This is a genomic window from Caballeronia hypogeia (assembly GCF_001544875.2).
Lineage (GTDB): Bacteria > Pseudomonadota > Gammaproteobacteria > Burkholderiales > Burkholderiaceae > Caballeronia > Caballeronia hypogeia.
Genome location: NZ_FCOA02000009.1, coordinates 53,429 through 72,911 on the forward strand (window position 1 = coordinate 53,429; position 19,483 = coordinate 72,911).

Sequence of the window (19,483 nt, forward strand, 5' to 3'; positions counted from 1 at the left end):
GCGCGCTAGACGTCCTTCTGCGCCGCGTCGAGCAACTCGCGCACTTCGGCGTCGCTGGTCTGGTCGAAGTCGATATAGAACTGGCCGACGCCGAAGTATCGAAGCGGGCGCATCACGCAGACGAATTCGTCGACGACTTCTTCCACGCGCGCTTCCGAATCGAGCGGCGCGACCGGCAACGCCGCGACGATCTTCGCGGGATGCGCCTGCCGCAGCGACATCGCGGCGGCCTTCATGGTCGCGCCCGTCGCCATGCCGTCATCGACGACGATGGCGATACGGCCGGGCACATCGAGCGGCGGTCTTTCGCCGCGATAAAGCTTCTCGCGCCGTTCGAGTTCGGCGCGCTCGCGTTCGATCACGCGCGCGAGGTCGTCTTTCCCGACCCCCGCGTACTCGACGATGCGCTCATCCAGAAAGAAGGCGTCGCCTGATGCGATCGCGCCCATAGCGAGTTCGGGCTGAACCGGAACGCCGAGCTTGCGCACGACCAGCACGTCGAGCGGCGCGCCGAGCGCGCGCGCCACTTCATACGCGACCGGCACGCCGCCGCGCGGCAGCGCGAGCACGCTGACATCGGCGCGCTTCGCGTAGTGCGTGAGGTGCGTCGCGAGTTCGCGGCCCGCCTCTCTGCGATTTGCGAATATCGAGCTCATGCGGCTTTCCTCTCAGCTTCCATCGCGCGACACGAAACGCCGCGCGCCGGCGAGTCCTTCGTCGAACACCGCGCGATAGCCGTTCGCGCCTTCACGCCGCAGCGCCTGGGCGAGATCGGCGTCGAATGCGTTTTCGTGGAGCGAACGCAGATCGGCGCGCAACGCCGCCTGCGGCAGCGCGGCCAGCTCGCAGGCAAGCGCCTCCGCGACGGCGCGCGCTTCGCCCGGCGGCGCGATGCGGTTCGCCAGGCCGATGGCCAGCGCCTCACGCGCATCGACCGCGCGCCCGGTGAGAATCAGATCGAGCGCGCGCGACATGCCGATGAGACGCGGCAGCCGGATCGTGCCGCCATCGATCAGCGGCACGCCCACGCGCCTGCAGAACACTCCCAGCACCGCCTGTTCCTCGACCACGCGCAGATCGCACCATGCGGCCAGTTCTAGGCCGCCCGCGACCGCGTATCCAGCGATGGCGGCGATCACCGGCTTGTGCAGCACGAGACGCGTCGGACCCATCGGGCCTGGGCCGCCGCCGTCGGGATGCACTTCGTTGCGGCGCGCGTCGTCGCCGAGCACGGCGAGATCCGCGCCCGCACAGAATGTCCCGCCCGCGCCCCACAGCACGGCGACGGAGCGGGCGTCGTCGGCGTCGAAGCGTTCGAACGCTTCGCGCAAGGCATCCGCGATGGCGCGATCCACGGCATTGCGCCGCGCCGGACGGTCGAGCACGATCGTGACGACGCGCGGGTCGCGCGCGAGCGGTTCGACGCGGACGTACTCGCAGGTGTTCTCCATCCTCGTCGCTCCTTTCCCATCAGCATAGTCGCCTGCATCGCCCGACGGTGTTTCTCGTTCGCGCCCGCGGCAATGCTTGCGAAATCCATACATAGAGCCTTCATGCTGAAAATTTAAGCACGAAGGCGGTGCATTCGATGCTGCACGACGGGGCATCGCACCATATTCGAGCGAGCCGGAATGAACCCTGACGGCGCACCATGCACCATGCTCCACCGCGCGCCTGAACGACCGCGCACCGTTTCGATGCCGTTTGCGCCAACTTGGCCCGGAACTTGCGAAATAAGCGCCTTTTCCGCTCCGACCGTCCGATCATGCAGGCACTTCAATCCGGAACCAACACTCTCTTTCTGCTGCTGGGCGCCGCGATGGTGCTTGCGATGCACGCGGGCTTCGCCTTCCTCGAACTCGGCACCGTGCGCCGCGAGAATCAGGTGAACGCGCTCGTGAAGATTCTCGTGGACTTCGCGGTCTCGACGCTCGCGTACTTCTTCATCGGCTACAACATCGCGTATGGCGTGCAGTTCATGCACAGCGCCGATATCCTCGCCGAGCACAATGGCTATGCGCTGGTGCGCTTCTTCTTCCTGCTGACCTTCGCGGCCGCCATTCCGGCGATCGTCTCGGGCGGCATTGCCGAGCGCTCGAAGTTCAATCCGCAACTGTTCGCGACCTGCGTGATCGTCGGCTTCATCTATCCGCTGCTGGAAGGCGTCGCGTGGAACGACCGCTTCGGCATCCAGGCGTGGCTCACGCAGGTCTTCGGCGCGCCGTTCCATGACTTCGCGGGTTCGGTCGTCGTGCACGCGTTCGGCGGCTGGGTCGCGCTGCCGGCCGTGCTGCTGCTCGGGCCGCGTCATGGGCGTTATCACAAGGACGGGCGCATCGCGGCGCATCCGCCGTCGAGCATTCCGTTTCTCGCGCTCGGCGCGTGGGTGCTCGCGGTCGGCTGGTTCGGCTTCAACGTGATGAGCGCCCAGACCGTCGACAAGATCAGCGGCCTCGTCGCCGTGAACTCGCTGATGGCGATGGTCGGCGGCACGCTCGCCGCGTGGTTCGCGGGCCGCAACGATCCGGGCTTCACCTATAACGGGCCGCTTGCCGGTCTGGTCGCGGTGTGCGCGGGCTCGGACCTGATGCATCCGCTCGGCGCGCTGATCGTCGGCGCGGTGGCGGGCGTGCTGTTCGTACAGATGTTCACGTGCGTGCAGAACCGCTGGCGCATCGACGACGTGCTGGGCGTCTGGCCGCTGCACGGCATGTGCGGCGCGTGGGGCGGCATTGCGGCGGGCGTCTTCGGGCAGAAGGCGTTCGGCGGCATCGGCGGCGTGTCGATCTGGTCGCAAGTGCTGGGCACCGTCGGTGCGGTGGCTTTGGCGCTCGCCGGCGGCGCGGCGGTGTATGGCGTCATCAAGATGACCGTCGGATTGCGCCTCGACCGCGAAGAGGAGTTCAACGGCGCGGACCTCGCGATCCATCGCATCTCGTCCACGCCGGATCGCGAAATGGCGGGTTGAGGCGACGCCCGAGCCGGCGGTGCGGACTTTGCTGTAACGTAGCGAAGTTCTCAAGCAAAGCGAGCATTCACAATGTCTAACGACCACGCCTCCCGCCAGCCCGGCATCATCGAAGAACTGAAGGTCCCCACAGTCTTCGATCTGGACGCGGAACGCGAACGCCGCATCGCGTTCCTCGCGGATTATCTGGAAGCGCAGAAGCTCAAAACCTACGTGCTCGGCATCAGCGGCGGCGTGGATTCGTCGACTGCCGGGAGGCTCGCGCAACTCGCCGTCGAACGCCTGCGCGCGCGCAATGTCGACGCCCGTTTCATCGCGATGCGTCTGCCGTACGGCGAGCAGCGCGACGAAGCCGACGCCCAGCGGGCGCTGGCCTTCATACAGCCGGACGAAACGCTCACCGTCAACGTGAAGCCCGCCGCCGACGCGATGCGCGGATCGCTCGCCACGTCCGGCCTGTACTACCGCGACGAGGCGCACGAGGACTTCGTGGTCGGCAACATCAAGGCGCGCCAGCGGATGATCGCGCAATATGCGGTGGCGGCGGCGCACGCGGGCGTGGTGATCGGCACGGATCATGCGGCCGAATCGCTGATGGGCTTCTTCACCAAGTTCGGCGACGGCGGCGCGGACGTGCTGCCGCTCTACGGTCTCAACAAGCGCCGCGTGCGCGCGCTGGCCGAAGCGCTCGGCGCGAGCATCGAGATTTCGAAGAAGGTGCCGACCGCCGACCTCGAAACCCTCACGCCGATGAAGCCCGACGAGGACAGCTACGGCATCAGCTACGAGGACATCGACGATTTCCTCGAAGGCAAGCACGTCTCCGACGCGGTTTATACGACCGTCTACCGTTTTTACGACGCGACGCATCACAAGCGCGTGCTGCCCATCACGCCATATGACGACTGGCGCAGGCACGCGCGTAGCTGACGGTCAGCGAGGCGCCCCGCATTGACGCGCGTTTAGCGATAAAAGACAATGCGGGCCCGGTCACGCACGGGGCTCGACATGCTGCTCCGAGCGCGCGCCGGTTACGATATACCGGTCGAATTCCTCGGAGGCGCACTAGTTGGACTCCACAGAGACCGCGACTTTCGATCTGCCGCTGCCCGCGCGCAATTTCGCGTCGATGCGAAGGGTGCTGCTGCTCGTGCTGGGCGCGTCGATCCTGATTCCGCTCGCGTGCCTTTGCATCTATGGCTACTACGATCATCAGCGACGCTTCGCGGACGCGCAGGAGCTCACCGAGCGCCTGACGCGTGTCGCGGACGAGCACGCGCTCAAGGTGATCGACCTGAACGAGCAACTGGAGACGCGCATCGCCGATCAGCTCGGCGACAGCAACGACGCACTCGTCAAGAGCCGTGAGGAGGCGCTGCATCGCACGCTCGACGACATGAGCGGCACGCTCGCGCAGGTCGCCGCGATCTCCGTGTTCGGCGAGAACGGCGCACTGCTCGTGAACAGCCGCTGGTATCCTGCGCCGGCCGTGTCGATTGCGAAGCGCGACGATTTCGAGTCCGCGCGCGCGGTCGCGCCGGTCACGTATTTCTCGCTGCCGTTGCGCGGCAAGGTGGAACAGTCGGACGTGTTCACCACGACCATGGGCCGCATCGGCCGTAACGGGCAGTTTCTGGGCGTCGTGTCGATCGCGCTGAAGCGCAGTTATTTCACCGACTTCTACCGTGAACTCGCGGCGGGGGACCGCGCGGTCGTGATCGGTCTGTATCGCCGCGACGGCAGCATTCTCGCGCGCTTTCCGGCGAGCGACGACAGCACGCAGCCGGCGACCAACACGCCATTTACCGACGCGTTCCGCAACAACGAGCTGTACGGCAGCATGCGGATGCGCTCGAGCGTCGATCATGTCGAGCGCATGCTGGCCTTCCGGCGTGTGGGCGACTATCCGCTGTATGTTTCGACGGGCTACGCGGCTTCGGCCGTCGAGCAGCGCTGGCGTGGCAATCTCGCGTTGGTCGCGGGCATCGCGCTGCTGCCGTGCATCGCGGTGTGGCTCCTGATCGCGTTCTCGATCCGCCGTCTCAACGCCGAGCAGGCCGCCTGGGAGCGCTGGCAGGCGGAGGTCGCGACGCGCCTGTCGATAGAAGCGTCGAGCCGGCAATTGCGGCGCATGGGCGCGCTCGGCAATCTCGTCGCGAACGTCGCGCACGACTTCAACAATCTGCTGATGGTGGTCGCGTCGAACATGGAGCTGGCGCGGCGCAAGCACTTCAACGATGTCGAGAGCGAAGTGCTCGCGGTGGAGCGCGCCACCGCAGGCGCGGAATCGCTCGCGCGCCGCCTGATGAGCGTGGCGCGCAAGCAGCCGCTCAAGCATGAATCGATCGACCCGGCCGTGTGGCTGCGCAACGTGCTGGACCTCGTCAAGACGTCGGTGCATCCGTCGGTCACGGTGACGCTGGAATTGTCGCCCGATCTGTGGACCATCATGGCCGATCACGTCGAGCTGGAGCTCGCGCTCGTGAACATCGCGGTGAATGCGAGCGAGGCGATGCCGCATGGCGGGCGCATCGTGATCCGCTGCCAGAATGCGCGCGTGCGCGGCGCGGAAACGGATATCCCCGATGGCGAATACGTGCTCGTGTCCGTCACCGATAACGGCGAAGGCATGAGTGAGCAGACGCGCCGGCGGGCCTTCGAGCCGCTCTTCACGACCAAGCAGCGCGGCGCGGGCACGGGTCTCGGCCTGGTGCAGGTGCTCGCCGCGTGCGAGCAGGCGGGCGGCACGGCGCGCATCACGAGCGTGGCGGGCGCGGGCACGACGGTGCGGCTCTATCTGCCGCGTCATCATGGCACGGCGGCGCCGGCCGAGCCGGAGCCTTCGCCTGTGGCGAGCGTTTCGACGAGTTCGGCCGTCAGCGGCGAAGAGCATCCGTTGCGCGGCATGTCGGTGCTGCTGGTCGAGGATAACGAGGATGTCGCGGCGGGCGTGATGGCCGTGCTCGAAGTATTCGGTTGCACCGTGCATCACGAAGTCAGCGCGGATGCCGCCTTCGAGTTGCTGGGCGAGGGCTATGCCTTCGACTTGGTGTTGTCGGACGTGCAGATGCCGGGGAGCATGAACGGCATCGATCTGGCCGAGCAGATCATGCAGCGTCTGCCATCGCAGAAGCTCGTGCTGATGACCGGTTATGCCGACGAGCTCGAACGCGCGAAGCACCTCAACGTGCCGGTCCTCGCGAAGCCCTTCGACATGGACGATCTGCTCGATCTGATCGCGCCTCGCGTGCCGCATTGATGCCGCACTAATGACCGTCAGCGCTTGTTGTGCGCGGGCACCGCACGGGCGCCCACGAGCGGATTGAAAGCGGCGCGCTTCGGTTCATCGGCTGTTTTAGCGGGTTTTTTAGCGGCGGGCGTCGTCTTGCGGGATGCGTTGCCGCCCAGCTGACTCAGCAAGTCTTCGTCGTCCTGCGCTTCGTCCTCGTTCGCAGCAGCCGCAGCGGATCCCCCGCTCGCCAGATGCGAGACGACCGACAGAAAATCCTTTTTGGCGCTCTTCAGGCCGCGCCCCGGCATCATGACGAGCACGGCCACTTCCCGCACGTCATGGCCATCGACCGTTTGCAGCGTGCCATCTTCGTTCCAGTCGATGCCGCTGTCCGCATACGGCGCGATCACATGATGCAGCACGGCGGGCGACAGCACGCCCGCATCGTAGAGCGCGACGATCTGGCGCTCCGCGAGCGCGAACAGGCTCGGCGGGCCGCGCTTCGGCTTGCGCGCGGCCATTCACTTCGCGGCGGGCGCGACCCGCCACACGGTGTTGCCGACATCGTCGGCGACGAGCAGCGCGCCACGGCCGTCCACCGCGACGCCGACGGGCCGCCCGAGCGCATGGCCATCGGACGAGATGAAGCCGGTCAGAATGTCTTCGGGCGGCCCCGCCGGCTTGCCGTCGCTGAACGGCACGAAGATGACCTTGTAGCCGCTGCGCGGCTTGCGGTTCCACGAGCCATGCTGTCCGATGAACGCGCCATCGCGATAACGCGCGGGAAACGCCTGGCCGTCGTAGAACGCGAGGCCGAGCGAGGCGGTATGCGCGCCGATCGCATAGTCGGGGACGATCGCGCTCTGTACGAGATCCGCGCGCTGCGGCTTCACGCGTTCGTCCACATGCTGACCGAAGTAGCTGTACGGCCAGCCGTAGAACGCGCCATCTCTGACTGAAGTCAGATAATCCGGAACGAGATCCGTGCCGAGCTCGTCGCGCTCGTTCACGACGGTCCACAACGCGCCGCTTTGCGGCTGCCAGGCCATGCCATTCGGATTGCGCAGACCGGTGGCGAAAAGGCGCGCCTGCTTCGATTCGATATCCACTTCCATGATCGCGGCGCGGCCGTTCTCCGCATCGATGCCGTTCTCCGCCGCGTTGCTGTTCGAGCCGATGGTCACATACAGCTTCCTGCCGTCACGGCTCGCGATCAGGTTTTTGGTCCAGTGATGATTGATGTCGCCGGCGGGCAGGTCGATGAGCTTCTCGCCTGGCGTATCGATGCGTGTCGCGCCGGTTTCGTACTTGAAGCGCAGAATCGCATCGGTATTCGCGACATAGAGCTGGTCGCCGACGAGCGCCATGCCGAACGGCGAATGCAGCTTGTCGATGAACACGCTGCGCGTCTCGGCGATGCCGTCGCCATCGGCGTCGCGCAGCAGGATGATGCGGTCCGGGCTCGGCATCGCGGCGCCCGCGCGCTTCATCATCTTCTTCACGACGAAGCCCTTGAGTCCGGCATTTTCGTCGTGCTGCGCGGGCGCATTGCTTTCGGCGACGAGCACATCGCCATTGGGCAGCGTTGCGAGCCAGCGCGGGTGATCGAGGCCGGTAGCGAAGGCGGTCACCTCGAAACCCGGGGCGGCGTTGGGCTTTTGTCCCTGTTGCCAGGGCTTCGCCGGCGCGATGTTCACCGTCGGCATCAACGATCTGCGCTGCGGCGCGGGCAATGCCGGATCGGGGCCGAAGCCAGGCGCGTAATCACCGGAGATGGCAGCGCTGCTCGCGAGCATCAAGGCAACTGCAACGCCGCGCGCGATTGCTTTTGTCCGTGTTTTCAAGTATCGGCTCCTGAGTGGCGAAAGCGGGCGAAAGCGCGCTTCAGCCGCCGCCGATGCCTTGAATCACCTTGCCCGTGCCGCCGCACGTCTTGCATTCGGCGCCGTCCTGCTTGCCGGAGCCGTTGCAGTCCGGACATAGATCCTCGCCGCTGCCGGGCACGCCGGGTTCGGCTTCATCGCCGGGATTGAGCGGAGGTTGTTGAGCCATCGCGCGCTCCTTGTGAACAGGGTTGCATGGTTGACACGCGTAGCAAGAGATGTTCCTCGGGCGCGTGCAAGGCTTGCCGGTGCTTGCATTTTTTGCATGGAGGCGATGCGCGATACCGCGCCAATGCGGACGTCCGCGCGGGTACGCGTGATGCTCGAATCAATACGCGGCGCGAGCCGCGGCTTTTACCACTGCAAATGTCGTCGTGCGGCCTTTTATGCGCGACGGTCAGCCAGGAGGGATTCATGAGCGGAAACCAGAAGCAAATGGGCAACCAGCCGTCTATGCCTGACAAGTCCGATCAATCGAACCGGCAGCACGGTCAACAAGAAAGGTCACCGGGGCAACCGCAACAAGGTCAGCAGACCGGCCAGCGGCAGCAGAATCAGCCGCTGCCGCAGCATCAGGGCGGTCAGCGTCAGCCTTGATTTCTTGGAGAAGTGGCAGGAAGCAACGCGCGCGGCGCCGCTCAGGCGGGCCGCGCGCGGTCGCATGAGCCGCATGCGTTCAGGGCTTGCGTCCGAACGCTTCGCGCAAGCGCTTTTTTGCGCGCTCCAGCGTGCTTTTGCGTGACTTCGGCAGATTGCGACCCGCGCGATTGATATAGAAGTTCAGCATCGACATGGCCGACTGAAACGGCGAGCCTTTGCGGCGTTTGCTGTGCGTCGATGAACGTTTGAGCGAATCGGCAATCTCCTGCGCATTGCCGGTCTTGAAGATATCGCGCTCGATATCCATCGCGTCGCTGGTCTCCATCACGTGATGCGACCAGCGCTTCGTCGATCGCTCCGGTTTCTTGCGGCTGCTCGCGAGCGAATGCCGCTGCCGTGTGCTGTGGCGCTTGCTGCTGCTCGTCTTGCGTGTGGCGGTCTGCGTAGTCTTGCGGGTGGCTGTCATACCTCTTCCTCAACTAACCTTGCGATGACGCGTGACGAGCCGATGCGCCTCGCGCAAGGCCTCGACGATCGCCTGATAAGCGCGTTCGCGGGTCTCGACGTCGGGCGCGCAACGCGAACGAAGGGCGGTAGGTCGCGACCACCACCTGTCCCTCGTGTTCGATCGCATTTCCCATCGAGGCCTGCAAAGTCGCCTTCGAATCCTGCAGCACGGACCTGAGCGCGGTTGAACCGAGCGCGACGATCACCTTGGGCGCGATCTCGCCGGTCTCGCGCTCCAGCCAGTAGTGGCACGCGTTGACCTCGCGTTGCGCGGGCGTCTTGTGAACGCGCCGCTTGCCGCGCGGCTCCCACTTGAAATGCTTGACCGCGTTGGTTACATACACTTCCTTGCGCGCGACCCCCGCCTCTGCGAGCGCGCGGTCGAGCATCGCGCCGGCCGGGCCGACGAAAGGCAGGCCCTGCAAGTCCTCCTGATCGCCCGGCTGCTCGCCGACGATCATCAGCGGCGCATGACGCGGACCTTTGCCCGGCACCGCTTGCGTCGCCTGCTCCCAGAGCGCGCAGCGCCGGCATTCATCGAGCGACCCGGGCGTCTGCTGCGGCTCGACGCCTGCTTGCTTCGTCGCCATGTACGCGCCTCACTCGCTGGCGATGCGCCGCGCGTCGTCGAGCGTGAGCGGTTCGCGCATCGCTTCGGCGAGACGGCACACGGCGGCGTCGTGCTCGCAGGCGACCACCGCGCCCACGCGGCCATCCTCGATCAGATACGCGATGAAATGCTGTGCATCGAGATCGCCATCGATCTCGATGCTGTCGGGTTCGTCGACATGGCCGAGATAGTCGAAAGTCTTTTCGTAGTGATAGGTCCAGAAATAAGGCACGCCCACGTACTCGCGCGCGCTGCCCGCCATGTTGAACGCGGCCACTCGCCCATGCTGCTGCGCGACGCGCCAGTGCTCGATACGCACTTCGTCATTCGAGCGCGGCAGCGCGAAGCGCGCGATATCGCCTGCGGCATAGAGCGCGGGCGCGGCGCGCATGTTCCGGTCGACGGAAAGGCTTTTATCGTCCTGTAGCGTCACGCCGGAAATGAACGAGGTCGCCGGCGTAACGCCGGTTCCCGCGATCACCACGTCGGCTTCGAGCTTTTCGCCTGAATCGAGAATCACCTCGCTCACCGCGTTGCCGCCTCTGAACGCGCTGACGCGCGCATTCATATGAAAACTGACGCCGTTCCTTTCGTGCAGCCTCTTGAACATTTCACCGATGCGTTCGCCGAACTGCTTCGCGAACGGCACCTTGCCGGGCGCCACGACGGTCACGTCGATTTCGCGCTTTCGCAGGCAAGAAGCCACTTCGAGCCCGATGAAACTCGCGCCGACGATCACCGCGCGCTTGCGTCCTTCGAGCGATGCGAGAATGGCGCGCGCATCATCACGCGTGCGCAGCAGATGGACGTGCTTGAGATTCGCGCCTGGCACATTCAGCGGTTTCGGCGCGCCGCCGGTGCAAACGAGCGCGGCCTCATAGTCGATCTTCCGCGCATCGGCGAGTTCGGCGTGCCGGTTCGCGGCATCGAGGCGCACGACGTTCGATTCAGTACGTTCTATGTCGTACTTCTCGAAGAAATCCGCATCGAGCAAGGACGGAACGTCATCGGGCGGCATGTCGCCCGCGAGCGCGAATTTGCTGAGCGAGGTGCGATCGTAGGGCTCGCGTGCATCTTCGCCCGCAAGCACGATGCGGCCCGTGAAGCCCGCTTCGCGCAACGCCGAGCATGCCGCCGCCCCCGCCGCGCCCGCGCCAACGATAAGCATGGTGCGGTGCGTGTCGTATGGCTGATTGCGCGGCTCGCCACTGTCGACTGGCGGCAGCGACACATACACATCGCCGTCCTTGATCGTCGCTTCATAGCGCGTCAGCGCCTTCAGCGGAGGCGGTTCGACGAGACTGCCGTCGCGCAGCTCGAACGTGCCCTTGTGCCAGGGACACACGATGCGTCCGTTGCAGATCGCGCCTTCGTCGAGGGGACCGCCCGCGTGAGGACATTTGGCGGAGTAGGCGCGCACGGCATCGCCGTCGCGCACGAGCAGTATCGGTGTTTCCTTGGCGTCGCGCTCAGCGCCTTTGATGCACACGCGCTTGCCGCGCGCCGCGGAGAGATCCGCTAAGCGCGCGACTTTATGCTGGGTGGGGGACATCACACTCTCCGGAGGCTATTGCTCATTGCACGAAAGCCATACGGAAAGCGCGAAGCAATAAGCGGACCGCGTAAGCGCGCTGCTTTTATCAGAGCGCTTCAGTCACCGCGCGCAGGAACTGCCGCGTGCGCTCATGCTGCGGCGCGGTGAAGAACTGCTGCGGCGGCGCCTGCTCGATGATCTTGCCTTGCGAGAAGAAGCACACGCGATCGGCGAAGTCCTTCGCGAAGCCCATCTGGTGCGTGACCATCAGCATGGTCAGATTGTGCTCAGCGCCGAGGCGGCGAATCACGTTGAGCACTTCGCCGCAGAGTTCGGGATCGAGCGCGGAGGTCACTTCGTCGAACAGCATGATCTTCGGACGCATCGCGAGCGCGCGCGCGATTGCCACACGCTGCTGCTGCCCGCCTGACAACTGCGACGGATAGTGCTCGCACTTCTCCGCGAGGCCGACCATCGACAGCAACTCGCGCGCGCGCTCCGTCGCTTCCTTCTTCGACAGGCCGAGCACGCTCATCGGCGCTTCGATCGTGTTGGCGAGCGCGGTCATGTGCGGAAACAGATTGAAGCTCTGAAACACCATGCCGATCTTGCTGCGCACCTGCCGCACATGGCGTGGCGACGCAGGCACGAGCTTGCCGCCGCGCATTTCGTGCGTGAGCGGCTCGCCATCCACTTCGATGACGCCATCGGTCAGCGGGTCGAGCGTCATCAGCACGCGCAGAAGGGTGGACTTGCCCGAGCCGCTCGGCCCGATGATCGCCACTTTTTCGTTGGGCGCGACATCGAGATCGAGGCCGTCGAGCACGGTGAGCGCGCCATAGCGCTTGGTGACGTTGCGAAAGCGCACCATTGGCGCGTTCGCGCGCGCATCGGCGGCCGCGCCGAGCGCGGGGTCGAGATCCCGTTTCATCTGCTGCTCCTGAAGGTGTGTGCTGGTCACGGCAGCCTCACGCGTCGTTCGAGATGACGCACGCCCGATGCGAACGTCACGCTGATGATGAGAAAGAAGATCCCGGTCATCGTGATCGGCTCGAGATAGCGAAACGTTTCGGAGCCGATGTTCTTCGCCTGCTGCATCAGTTCGACGACGGTGATCGCGGAGAGCACCGGCGTGTCCTTGAACATCGCGACGAGGTAATTGCCGAGCGCGGGAATCACCGGTCGAATCGCCTGCGGCAGAATCACGCCGGTATAGGTGCGCCACGGATTGAGCGACAGCGCGCACGACGCTTCCCACTGCCCGCGCGCAACGCCGTTCAGACCGGCGCGATACACCTCCGACACATAGCACGCATAGTGCACCGCGATGCCCAGCGTGCCCGCGGTCAATGCCGACATCGTGAAGCCATAAAGCGGCGCGACATAGAACAGCACATAGACCTGAATCAGCAGCGGCGTGCTGCGGATGAACTCGACGAAGAACGCGGTGGTCTTCGCGAGCGGCGCGAAATCGCTGCGCCGCATGATTGCGAGCACAAGGCCGAGCACGAGCGCGATGGCGAAGCCGACGAGCGTGATGCCGATGGTATAGGTCGCCGCGCGCGCGAGCTCGGGCAGGATATGCAGCGCGTATTTGACATCGAAGAGCTGACCCAGCGTCGTCATGATGCTGCCCTCGGAATGGTGCGGGTGCGACGAATCGCGACATGGCTGTTCACGCGCCGCTCGAACATGCGCATCACCGCGACGATGACCTGTGCGAGCACGAAGTAGATGAGCAGCGTGAGCCCGAAGATTTCAGCGGTCTTGAAGGTCGCTTCGTCGAGCTGGCGCGCGCGGAACGTAAGATCCGACAGCGTGATCAGCGAGACGAGCGAAGTGCCCTTCAGCAACTCGATCATCAGGTTGGTCGCGGGCGGCAGCGCGTTGATCATCGCCTGTGGCAGCACGATGCGGCGCAGCCGCGCGGCAGCCGGCATGTTCAGCGCGAGCGCCGCTTCGTACTGACCACCCGGCACCGAGCGCAGCGCGCCGCGCAGAATCTCGGAACCGTACGCGCCGTAGTGCAGCCCCAATCCGACGAACGCCACCGTAAAGGGCGTCAGTTGCAGATTGAACGGCGGCAGCGGCAGCACGAAGAAGAGCCAGAAGAGCTGCACCAGCAACGAGGTGCCGCGAAACACCTCGACATACACGTTGCCGATCCAGCGCACGATCCGGTAGGGCGCTGCGCGCAACGCCGTCGCGACCCCCGCCATGACGATCGCGAGCAGAATGCTGACGACCGCGATCTGGATCGTGACGAGCGTGCCCTTCATCATCAGGGGCATAAGCTCATGGAGGTCACTCATGACGGTTCCTCGAAAATGAACGAACGCTGCGCGTCGCTATACGGAAGTGCTTAACCGGCGCAAAGCTCCGGCGCCTTCTTGGTGGTCAGATTGGACTTGTCGAAGCCGAACGGCGCAACGGTCTTCAGATGATCGTCGGTGCCGAGCCACTGATGCAGTTCCTTGTTCACGGCATCGCGCAGATCGGTGTCCTCCGGACGGAACGCGAGCGCGCCATAGCCGGTGTGTTTCGGGTCGTCGTTGAACTGCTTGATCGCCTCGACCTGCGGGCCGCCCTTTTCGGCGAGACCCTTCATCGTCAGCGCGGTGCCCACGGCCGCATCGGCGCGGCGCGCGCGCACGGCCTGCAGTTGCGCGGTGGTGTCCGGAACCTGAAGAATCTGGTCGTCCTTGATGCCCGCCGCGCGCGCATAGCCCAGTTCGGCCGTACCTGCCATCACAGCAAGTTTCGTGTCCGCTTGTTTCGCGACATCGGCATAGCTGTGCAGGTTCTTCGGGTTGCCCTTCATCGTGAGCAGCGTGTCGGGGATCTGATATTGCGGATCGGCGAACGCGACCTGCTTGCAACGCTCGGGCGTGATATACATGCCCGCTGCGATCACGTCGAAACGGCCTGCCTTGAGGCCCGGAATCAATGCGCCCCATTCGGTCAGCACGGCATCGACCTTCTTCACGCCGAGCTTGGCGAATACCTTCTTCGCGATCTCGGGCGATTCGCCGGTCACGGTGCCATCTGGCGTCGTGTACGCGAAAGGCGTTTCGTTCGCATAGCCGATGCGCACCTCGCCGGTGCGCTGAATGCGCTGCAAGGTGGTTTCCGCGCTCGCGCTCGTGGCACAGGCGGCAAGGCTCGCCGCCGCGACGCACGCCGCTGCCAGCATGCCAGACAGTCGCTTCGTGTTCATATCGTTCCCGTAGTGATGGTTCTTCAAGCGTGGTCGAGTGAGGGCAATCCCGTGGCCGCGACGTATGCGAGATACCGAGAAACCCTTACTCCACAGGGCTTTGAAACGCCTCGGCGTGCAGCCACGAACGCAGAATACAAAGCCATATATTTGTTCCGATTGCTCTAGGACAATTATTTTCGGGCGCTCTTTTGCGCCACTATTGCGCATGGAACTCAAGGCATGCGAGGAGTGGGCAAGTGAACGAACGATGGCGCGACGCCGTGCGCACGGTGCAGGGCGTGCAGTCCAAGTACAAGCGGCTCGTCAAGGCGATGGCCGCCGACATAGAGAGCGGCGCGCTCGCGTCGGGCGAACGTTTGCCGCCGCAGCGCGAAGTGGCGGCGGACCTCGCGATCAGCGTGCAGACCGTGACCAACGCGTACAAGGAACTGGAGAGGCAAGGGCTGATCCGCTGCGAAGTGGGGCGCGGCAGTTTCGTCTCGGCGCGTGTGACGGAGACGATGTCGAACTACATGCTCGATACCGCCGAGCGCTCGGTGGTCGATTTCTCCATCGCGCGCATCGTTCATACGCCCGAACATGATGCGATGTGGCGCAAGGTATGCGCGACGCTTTCGACCATCGACGATCAGCCGTGGATACGCGCGTTTCGCCCGATCGCGGGCTTCGACAGCCATCGGCAAGCGGGCGTCGAATGGCTCGCGTCGCTCAACATGCCCGCGAAGGTGGAGACGCTGCTGGTCACGAATGGCGTCGCGCACAGCATCTTTCTTGCGCTCGCGTGCATCGTCGGTCCGGGCGACACGGTGCTGTGCGAGAGCCTCACGGATCATGGTGTGATCGGTTCGGCGAACGTGCTTGGGTTTACGCTCAAAGGTCTGGAGATAGACGAGCACGGCATCCGTCCCGAGCACTTCGAAGAGGTGTGCGACAGCGAGCGCGTGAGCGCGCTGGTCTGCACGCCGACGCTCAACAATCCGACCGTCGCGCTCATGCCCGATTCGCGCCGCCGCGCGATTGCGCGCATCGCCGAGCGCTATGGCGTCTATGTGATCGAAGACGATGTCTATGGCGCGCTGCCCGCGAAGACACAGACGCCCATCGCGAGCCTGATTCCCGAACTCGCGTTCTACTGCACGAGCATGACGAAGTCGGTCTTGAGCGGTCTGCGCACGGGCTTCATGACCGTGCCGCGACGTCTTGCGTTGCGCGCGGAAAGCGTGTTGCGCGTGAGTTGCTGGATGGCGACATCGCCGATCGCGGAAGTCACTTCGCGCTGGATCATGGACGGCACCGCGCAACGACTCGTGCAGATTCAGCGCGAGCGGCTCGCGGCGCGTCAGAGCGTGGTGCGCGAAGTGCTCGGCAATTATGTGCTGGGCAGTCATCCGAACGCGCTTTCGGTGTGGCTGCGCGTGCCCGACGAATGGGAAGCGGAGCGCATCACGCGTGAGTTGCGCAATCGCAATATCGCGGTGACATCGCCTGATCCGTTTCTCGTGCGCGGCGCGGATCGCCCCAACGCAGTGCGGCTATGCGTAGGCGCGGAAGTAGGCGAGAGCACGTTCCGCTCGGCTATCGAAACGATGCGCGAGGTGTTCGGCCAGTACCCGCATGTGCACGATTTCAATTAGATTCGCGCGATTGAACTAGGACAATCAAAAACGATTTTTTAGGACATTAGACTGGGTTGCATCGATACACGAACACGCAACGCAAGCTCTCATGTCCGCACTTACGCTCGCCGATGTCTACCGCGCCCGCCAGCGCATCGAAGGCCGCGCGCTCGTCACGCCGCTGGTTCATTCGCTGTCGCTTTCGCGAGTCGCCGGCGTGCCGGTGCATCTGAAGCTCGAAACGCTGCAACCCACGGGCAGCTTCAAGTTGCGCGGCGCGACCAATGCGCTCGCGCAGATCGCGGAGCAAGGATGCACGCGTGTCGTCACGGCATCGACGGGCAATCATGGCCGCGCGGTCGCGCATGCGGCGCGTGCGCTCGGCATCGAAGCGGCGGTGTGCATGTCATCGCTGGTGCCGAAGAACAAGGTCGACGCGGTTGCCTCGCTCGGAGCGCGCGTGGTCATCAGCGGCAAGAGCCAGGACGACGCGCAGAGCGAAGCGCAACGCCTCGTGCGCGAGGAAGGTTATGCATTCGTGCCGCCGTTCGACGATCCACGCGTGATCGCGGGACAAGCGACCATCGGTCTCGAGATACTCGAAGCGCTGCCGGATACGGCGAGCATCGTCGTGCCTTTGTCGGGCGGCGGGCTGTTCAGCGGCGTCGCGTTCGCGGCGAAGAGCATCCGGCCCGAAGTGAAGTTGGTTGGCGTATCGATGGAGCGCGGTGCCGCGATGCACGCGAGTCTCGCGGCGGGCAAGCCCGTGTTCGTCGATGAGCTCGAAACGCTCGCGGATTCGCTCGGCGGCGGCATCGGCCTCGAAAACCAGCATACGTTCACCATGACGCGCGATCTGATCGACGATGTCGTGCTGCTCGACGAAGTGTCGATCGCGCGAGGCATCGTGCATGCGTATCGCGAGGAACGGCTCGTCGTGGAAGGCGCGGCTGCGGTCGGCATGGCGGCGGTGCTCGATGGCGCGATTCCCGCGCGAAGCGGACCTATCGTGATCGTCGTGAGCGGCAGCAACATCGATATCGAAACGCATCGTCGCCTGATCGGAGCGGCCTGACACCATGACCAACATCGATAAATCCACCGTGCTGCTCGGGCAGGCCCAACTGCGCCAGCTCGTGCCGCTCGACCTCGACGCGATCGAGCAGATCGAAGCCGCTTTCAACTCGCTCGCGACCGAAGCCGTCGCGATGCCGCCGATTCTGCGTCTCGACATTCCCGAGCACGCCGGCGAAGTCGACGTGAAAACCGCCTATCTGCCGCGCTTTTCCAGCTTCGCGATCAAGGTGAGCCCGGGCTTCTTCAACAATCCGTCGCTCGGACTGCCGAGCCTCAATGGCTTGATGCTGGTGCTCTCCGCGCACACGGGTCTGACCGAAGCCGTGTTGCTCGACAACGGTTATCTGACCGCCGTGCGCACCGCAGCGGCCGGCGCGGTGGCGGCGCGCTGGCTCGCGCGTGACGATGCGAAGCGCGTGGCGATCATCGGCGCGGGCGAACAGGCACGTCTGCAACTGAAGGCCTTGCGCATGGTGCGCCCTATCGAGCACGTGACCGTGTGGGCGCGCGATTCCGCCAGCGCAAAGCGCTTTGCGCGCGACTGCGAAGACTTGCCGTGCGAGGTCGCGGACAGCGTCAGTCAGGCGCTCAGACATGCGGATATCGCCATCACGACGACGCCGAGCCGCGAGCCTTTGATCCACGCGCGCGACCTGCATCCCGGATTGCATATCACCGCGATGGGGTCCGACGCCGAGCACAAGAATGAGATCGCAGCGGATGTGTTTTCCCGGGCGCGCTATGTATGTGACCGCTTGCAACAGGTGCGCGTGCTGGGTGAGCTGCATCATGCGATCGAAGCGGGCGTGATCGATGCTGACGCATCCTTTGCAGAACTGGGCCAGGTCATCGCGCAACAGGCGCCGGGGCGCACGAACGACGACGAAGTCACGCTGTGCGACCTGACCGGAACCGGCGCGCAGGACACGGCGATCGCGACGCTTGCCATTCAGCGTGCGCGCGCGAGCCACGCAGGAACCATTTTCCACAACGATGTGACCGCTTGATAGAGGGGACGATGTCCGAAATCACGCAACAACAGAAGGGCGAGGCGCCCGTGGTACGCCTGCCGTTCGAGCGCAGCGAGTACGATGCGCGCATCGCGAAGACGCGTCGCGCAATGGAAAGGGCGGGCATCGATCTCATGATCGTGACCGACCCGACCAACATGGCGTGGCTCACCGGCTACGACGGCTGGTCGTTCTACGTGCATCAGTGCGTGCTGCTCGCAATGGACGGCGAACCGGTCTGGTATGGGCGCGGGCAGGATGCGAACGGTGCGAAGCGCACGGTGTTCATGGAGCACGGCAATATCGTCGGGTATCCGGATCATTACGTGCAGTCGCAGGTGCGCCATCCGATGGATTACCTGTCCACCGAAGTGATCGTCGCGCATGGCTGGGATAAAAAGCGCATCGGCGTGGAGATGGATAACTACTACTTCAGCGCGAAGGCATATGGTTCGCTGACGCAGCATCTGCCGGACGCGAAGTTCGTCGACGCGACGGCGCTGGTCAACTGGCAGCGCGCGGTGAAGTCGGCGCGCGAGATCGAATACATGCGCGTGGCGGCGCGTATCGTCGAGAAGATGCATGCGCGCATTCTCGACAAGGTCGAGCCGGGCATGAAGAAGAGCGACCTCGTCGCGCAAATCTATGAAGCGGGCATTACCGGCGTCGAAGGTCATGGCGGCGACTATCCGGCGATCGTACCGCTGCTCCCGACCGGTTCCGATGCAGCAGCGCCACATCTCACGTGGGACGACTCGAAGTTCACGGCGAACGCGGGCACGTTCTTCGAGATCGCCGGATGTTTCAAGCGCTATCACTGCCCGCTGTCGCGCACGGTTTATCTGGGCAAGCCGCCGCAGCATTTCATCGAAGGCGAGAAGGCGGTTGTCGAAGGCATCGAAGCGGGTCTTGCAATGGCGAAGCCGGGCAACAAGACGGAGGACATTGCCAATGCCTTCTTCGCTGTGTTGCGCAAGTTCGGCATAGAGAAGGATAGCCGCTGTGGTTATCCGATCGGCGCGAGTTATCCGCCGGACTGGGGCGAGCGCACGATGAGTCTGCGCCCCGGGGACAAGACCGTCCTCGAACCCGGCATGACGTTCCACTTCATGCCGGGCCTGTGGCTCGACGACTGGGGCCTCGAAATCACGGAGAGCATCCTGATTACCGATACCGGCGTCGAGACCTTCTGCAACACGCCTCGCAAATTGTTCGTGAAGGAGTAG

19 protein-coding genes and 1 pseudogene are annotated in these 19,483 nt (G+C 64.6%); 8 read left to right on the top strand and 12 right to left on the bottom strand.

Features of this window, described 5'->3' with window-relative positions:
* Positions 1-5: 5 nt before the first annotated feature.
* Positions 6-656: a phosphoribosyltransferase gene (locus AWB79_RS15585; protein ID WP_061168320.1), complete on the bottom strand. Its 651-nt coding sequence runs from the start codon at positions 654-656 to the stop codon at positions 6-8.
* A gap of 12 nt (positions 657-668) precedes the next feature.
* Positions 669-1,451 carry a crotonase/enoyl-CoA hydratase family protein gene (locus tag AWB79_RS15590; RefSeq protein ID WP_061168321.1) on the bottom strand — a complete coding sequence of 261 codons (783 nt, stop codon included), beginning with the start codon at positions 1,449-1,451 and terminating at the stop codon, positions 669-671.
* Positions 1,452-1,765: 314 nt separating this feature from the next.
* Between AWB79_RS15590 and AWB79_RS15595 the strand changes: the two genes are divergently transcribed.
* The 3 genes from AWB79_RS15595 to AWB79_RS15605 all read left to right on the top strand — a co-directional run bounded on the left by AWB79_RS15595 (position 1,766) and on the right by AWB79_RS15605 (position 6,227).
* The gene (locus tag AWB79_RS15595; protein ID WP_061168468.1) at positions 1,766-2,968 is read left to right on the top strand and encodes an ammonium transporter; all 1,203 of its coding nucleotides are present in this window, start codon (positions 1,766-1,768) and stop codon (positions 2,966-2,968) included.
* A gap of 72 nt (positions 2,969-3,040) precedes the next feature.
* A complete protein-coding gene (nadE, locus tag AWB79_RS15600; protein ID WP_061168322.1) occupies positions 3,041-3,898 on the top strand; it encodes an NAD(+) synthase in 858 nt (285 codons plus the stop codon).
* A gap of 139 nt (positions 3,899-4,037) precedes the next feature.
* A complete protein-coding gene (locus AWB79_RS15605) occupies positions 4,038-6,227 on the top strand; it encodes a hybrid sensor histidine kinase/response regulator family protein (protein ID WP_061168323.1) in 2,190 nt (729 codons plus the stop codon).
* 17 nt (positions 6,228-6,244) lie between these two features.
* On the opposite strand, the gene AWB79_RS15610 is transcribed toward AWB79_RS15605, so the two are convergent.
* The 3 genes from AWB79_RS15610 to AWB79_RS40080 all read right to left on the bottom strand — a co-directional run bounded on the left by AWB79_RS15610 (position 6,245) and on the right by AWB79_RS40080 (position 8,252).
* The gene (locus AWB79_RS15610) at positions 6,245-6,721 is read right to left on the bottom strand and encodes a hypothetical protein (RefSeq protein ID WP_061168324.1); all 477 of its coding nucleotides are present in this window, start codon (positions 6,719-6,721) and stop codon (positions 6,245-6,247) included.
* The gene (locus tag AWB79_RS15615) at positions 6,722-7,996 is read right to left on the bottom strand and encodes a PQQ-dependent sugar dehydrogenase (protein WP_061168325.1); all 1,275 of its coding nucleotides are present in this window, start codon (positions 7,994-7,996) and stop codon (positions 6,722-6,724) included. It abuts the gene before it with no gap.
* An 88-nt stretch (positions 7,997-8,084) separates the two neighbouring features.
* Entirely contained in the window at positions 8,085-8,252 is a 168-nt protein-coding gene (locus AWB79_RS40080; RefSeq protein WP_198399034.1) for a hypothetical protein, read from the bottom strand.
* A gap of 245 nt (positions 8,253-8,497) precedes the next feature.
* On the opposite strand from AWB79_RS40080, the gene AWB79_RS15620 reads away from it, so the two are divergent.
* The gene (locus AWB79_RS15620; protein ID WP_157695789.1) at positions 8,498-8,680 is read left to right on the top strand and encodes a hypothetical protein; all 183 of its coding nucleotides are present in this window, start codon (positions 8,498-8,500) and stop codon (positions 8,678-8,680) included.
* A gap of 79 nt (positions 8,681-8,759) precedes the next feature.
* On the opposite strand, the gene AWB79_RS15625 is transcribed toward AWB79_RS15620, so the two are convergent.
* The 7 genes and pseudogenes from AWB79_RS15625 to ehuB all read right to left on the bottom strand — a co-directional run bounded on the left by AWB79_RS15625 (position 8,760) and on the right by ehuB (position 14,551).
* Positions 8,760-9,149: a DUF3175 domain-containing protein gene (locus AWB79_RS15625; RefSeq protein ID WP_061168327.1), complete on the bottom strand. Its 390-nt coding sequence runs from the start codon at positions 9,147-9,149 to the stop codon at positions 8,760-8,762.
* Positions 9,150-9,158: 9 nt separating this feature from the next.
* Positions 9,159-9,780, bottom strand: a pseudogene (locus tag AWB79_RS15630) (UdgX family uracil-DNA binding protein).
* Between the two features lie 9 nt (positions 9,781-9,789).
* Complete coding sequence (locus tag AWB79_RS15635; protein WP_061168328.1) at positions 9,790-11,352, bottom strand: FAD-dependent oxidoreductase; 1,563 nt, start codon at positions 11,350-11,352, stop codon at positions 9,790-9,792.
* Between the two features lie 88 nt (positions 11,353-11,440).
* Positions 11,441-12,265: an ectoine/hydroxyectoine ABC transporter ATP-binding protein EhuA gene (gene ehuA / locus AWB79_RS15640; RefSeq protein WP_061168329.1), complete on the bottom strand. Its 825-nt coding sequence runs from the start codon at positions 12,263-12,265 to the stop codon at positions 11,441-11,443.
* A gap of 26 nt (positions 12,266-12,291) precedes the next feature.
* Positions 12,292-12,960 (bottom strand): ectoine/hydroxyectoine ABC transporter permease subunit EhuD, encoded by a 669-nt coding sequence (gene ehuD / locus AWB79_RS15645; protein ID WP_061168330.1) that lies wholly within the window; start codon positions 12,958-12,960, stop codon positions 12,292-12,294.
* A complete protein-coding gene (gene ehuC / locus AWB79_RS15650) occupies positions 12,957-13,646 on the bottom strand; it encodes an ectoine/hydroxyectoine ABC transporter permease subunit EhuC (protein ID WP_198399035.1) in 690 nt (229 codons plus the stop codon). Before ehuC ends, ehuD begins: the two co-directional genes overlap by 4 nt.
* Before the next feature lie 50 nt (positions 13,647-13,696).
* A complete protein-coding gene (gene ehuB, locus AWB79_RS15655; protein WP_061168331.1) occupies positions 13,697-14,551 on the bottom strand; it encodes an ectoine/hydroxyectoine ABC transporter substrate-binding protein EhuB in 855 nt (284 codons plus the stop codon).
* A gap of 239 nt (positions 14,552-14,790) precedes the next feature.
* On the opposite strand from ehuB, the gene ehuR reads away from it, so the two are divergent.
* From ehuR to doeA, 4 genes are all read left to right on the top strand, one after another.
* Positions 14,791-16,188: a MocR-like ectoine utilization transcription factor EhuR gene (gene ehuR, locus AWB79_RS15660; protein WP_061168332.1), complete on the top strand. Its 1,398-nt coding sequence runs from the start codon at positions 14,791-14,793 to the stop codon at positions 16,186-16,188.
* Positions 16,189-16,279: 91 nt separating this feature from the next.
* Positions 16,280-17,245 (top strand): hydroxyectoine utilization dehydratase EutB, encoded by a 966-nt coding sequence (gene eutB / locus AWB79_RS15665; protein ID WP_061168333.1) that lies wholly within the window; start codon positions 16,280-16,282, stop codon positions 17,243-17,245.
* A gap of 4 nt (positions 17,246-17,249) precedes the next feature.
* Complete coding sequence (locus AWB79_RS15670) at positions 17,250-18,254, top strand: cyclodeaminase (protein ID WP_061168334.1); 1,005 nt, start codon at positions 17,250-17,252, stop codon at positions 18,252-18,254.
* Positions 18,255-18,265: 11 nt separating this feature from the next.
* Positions 18,266-19,483, top strand: coding sequence for an ectoine hydrolase DoeA (doeA, locus tag AWB79_RS15675; RefSeq protein WP_061168335.1), 1,218 nt, complete (start codon positions 18,266-18,268; stop codon positions 19,481-19,483).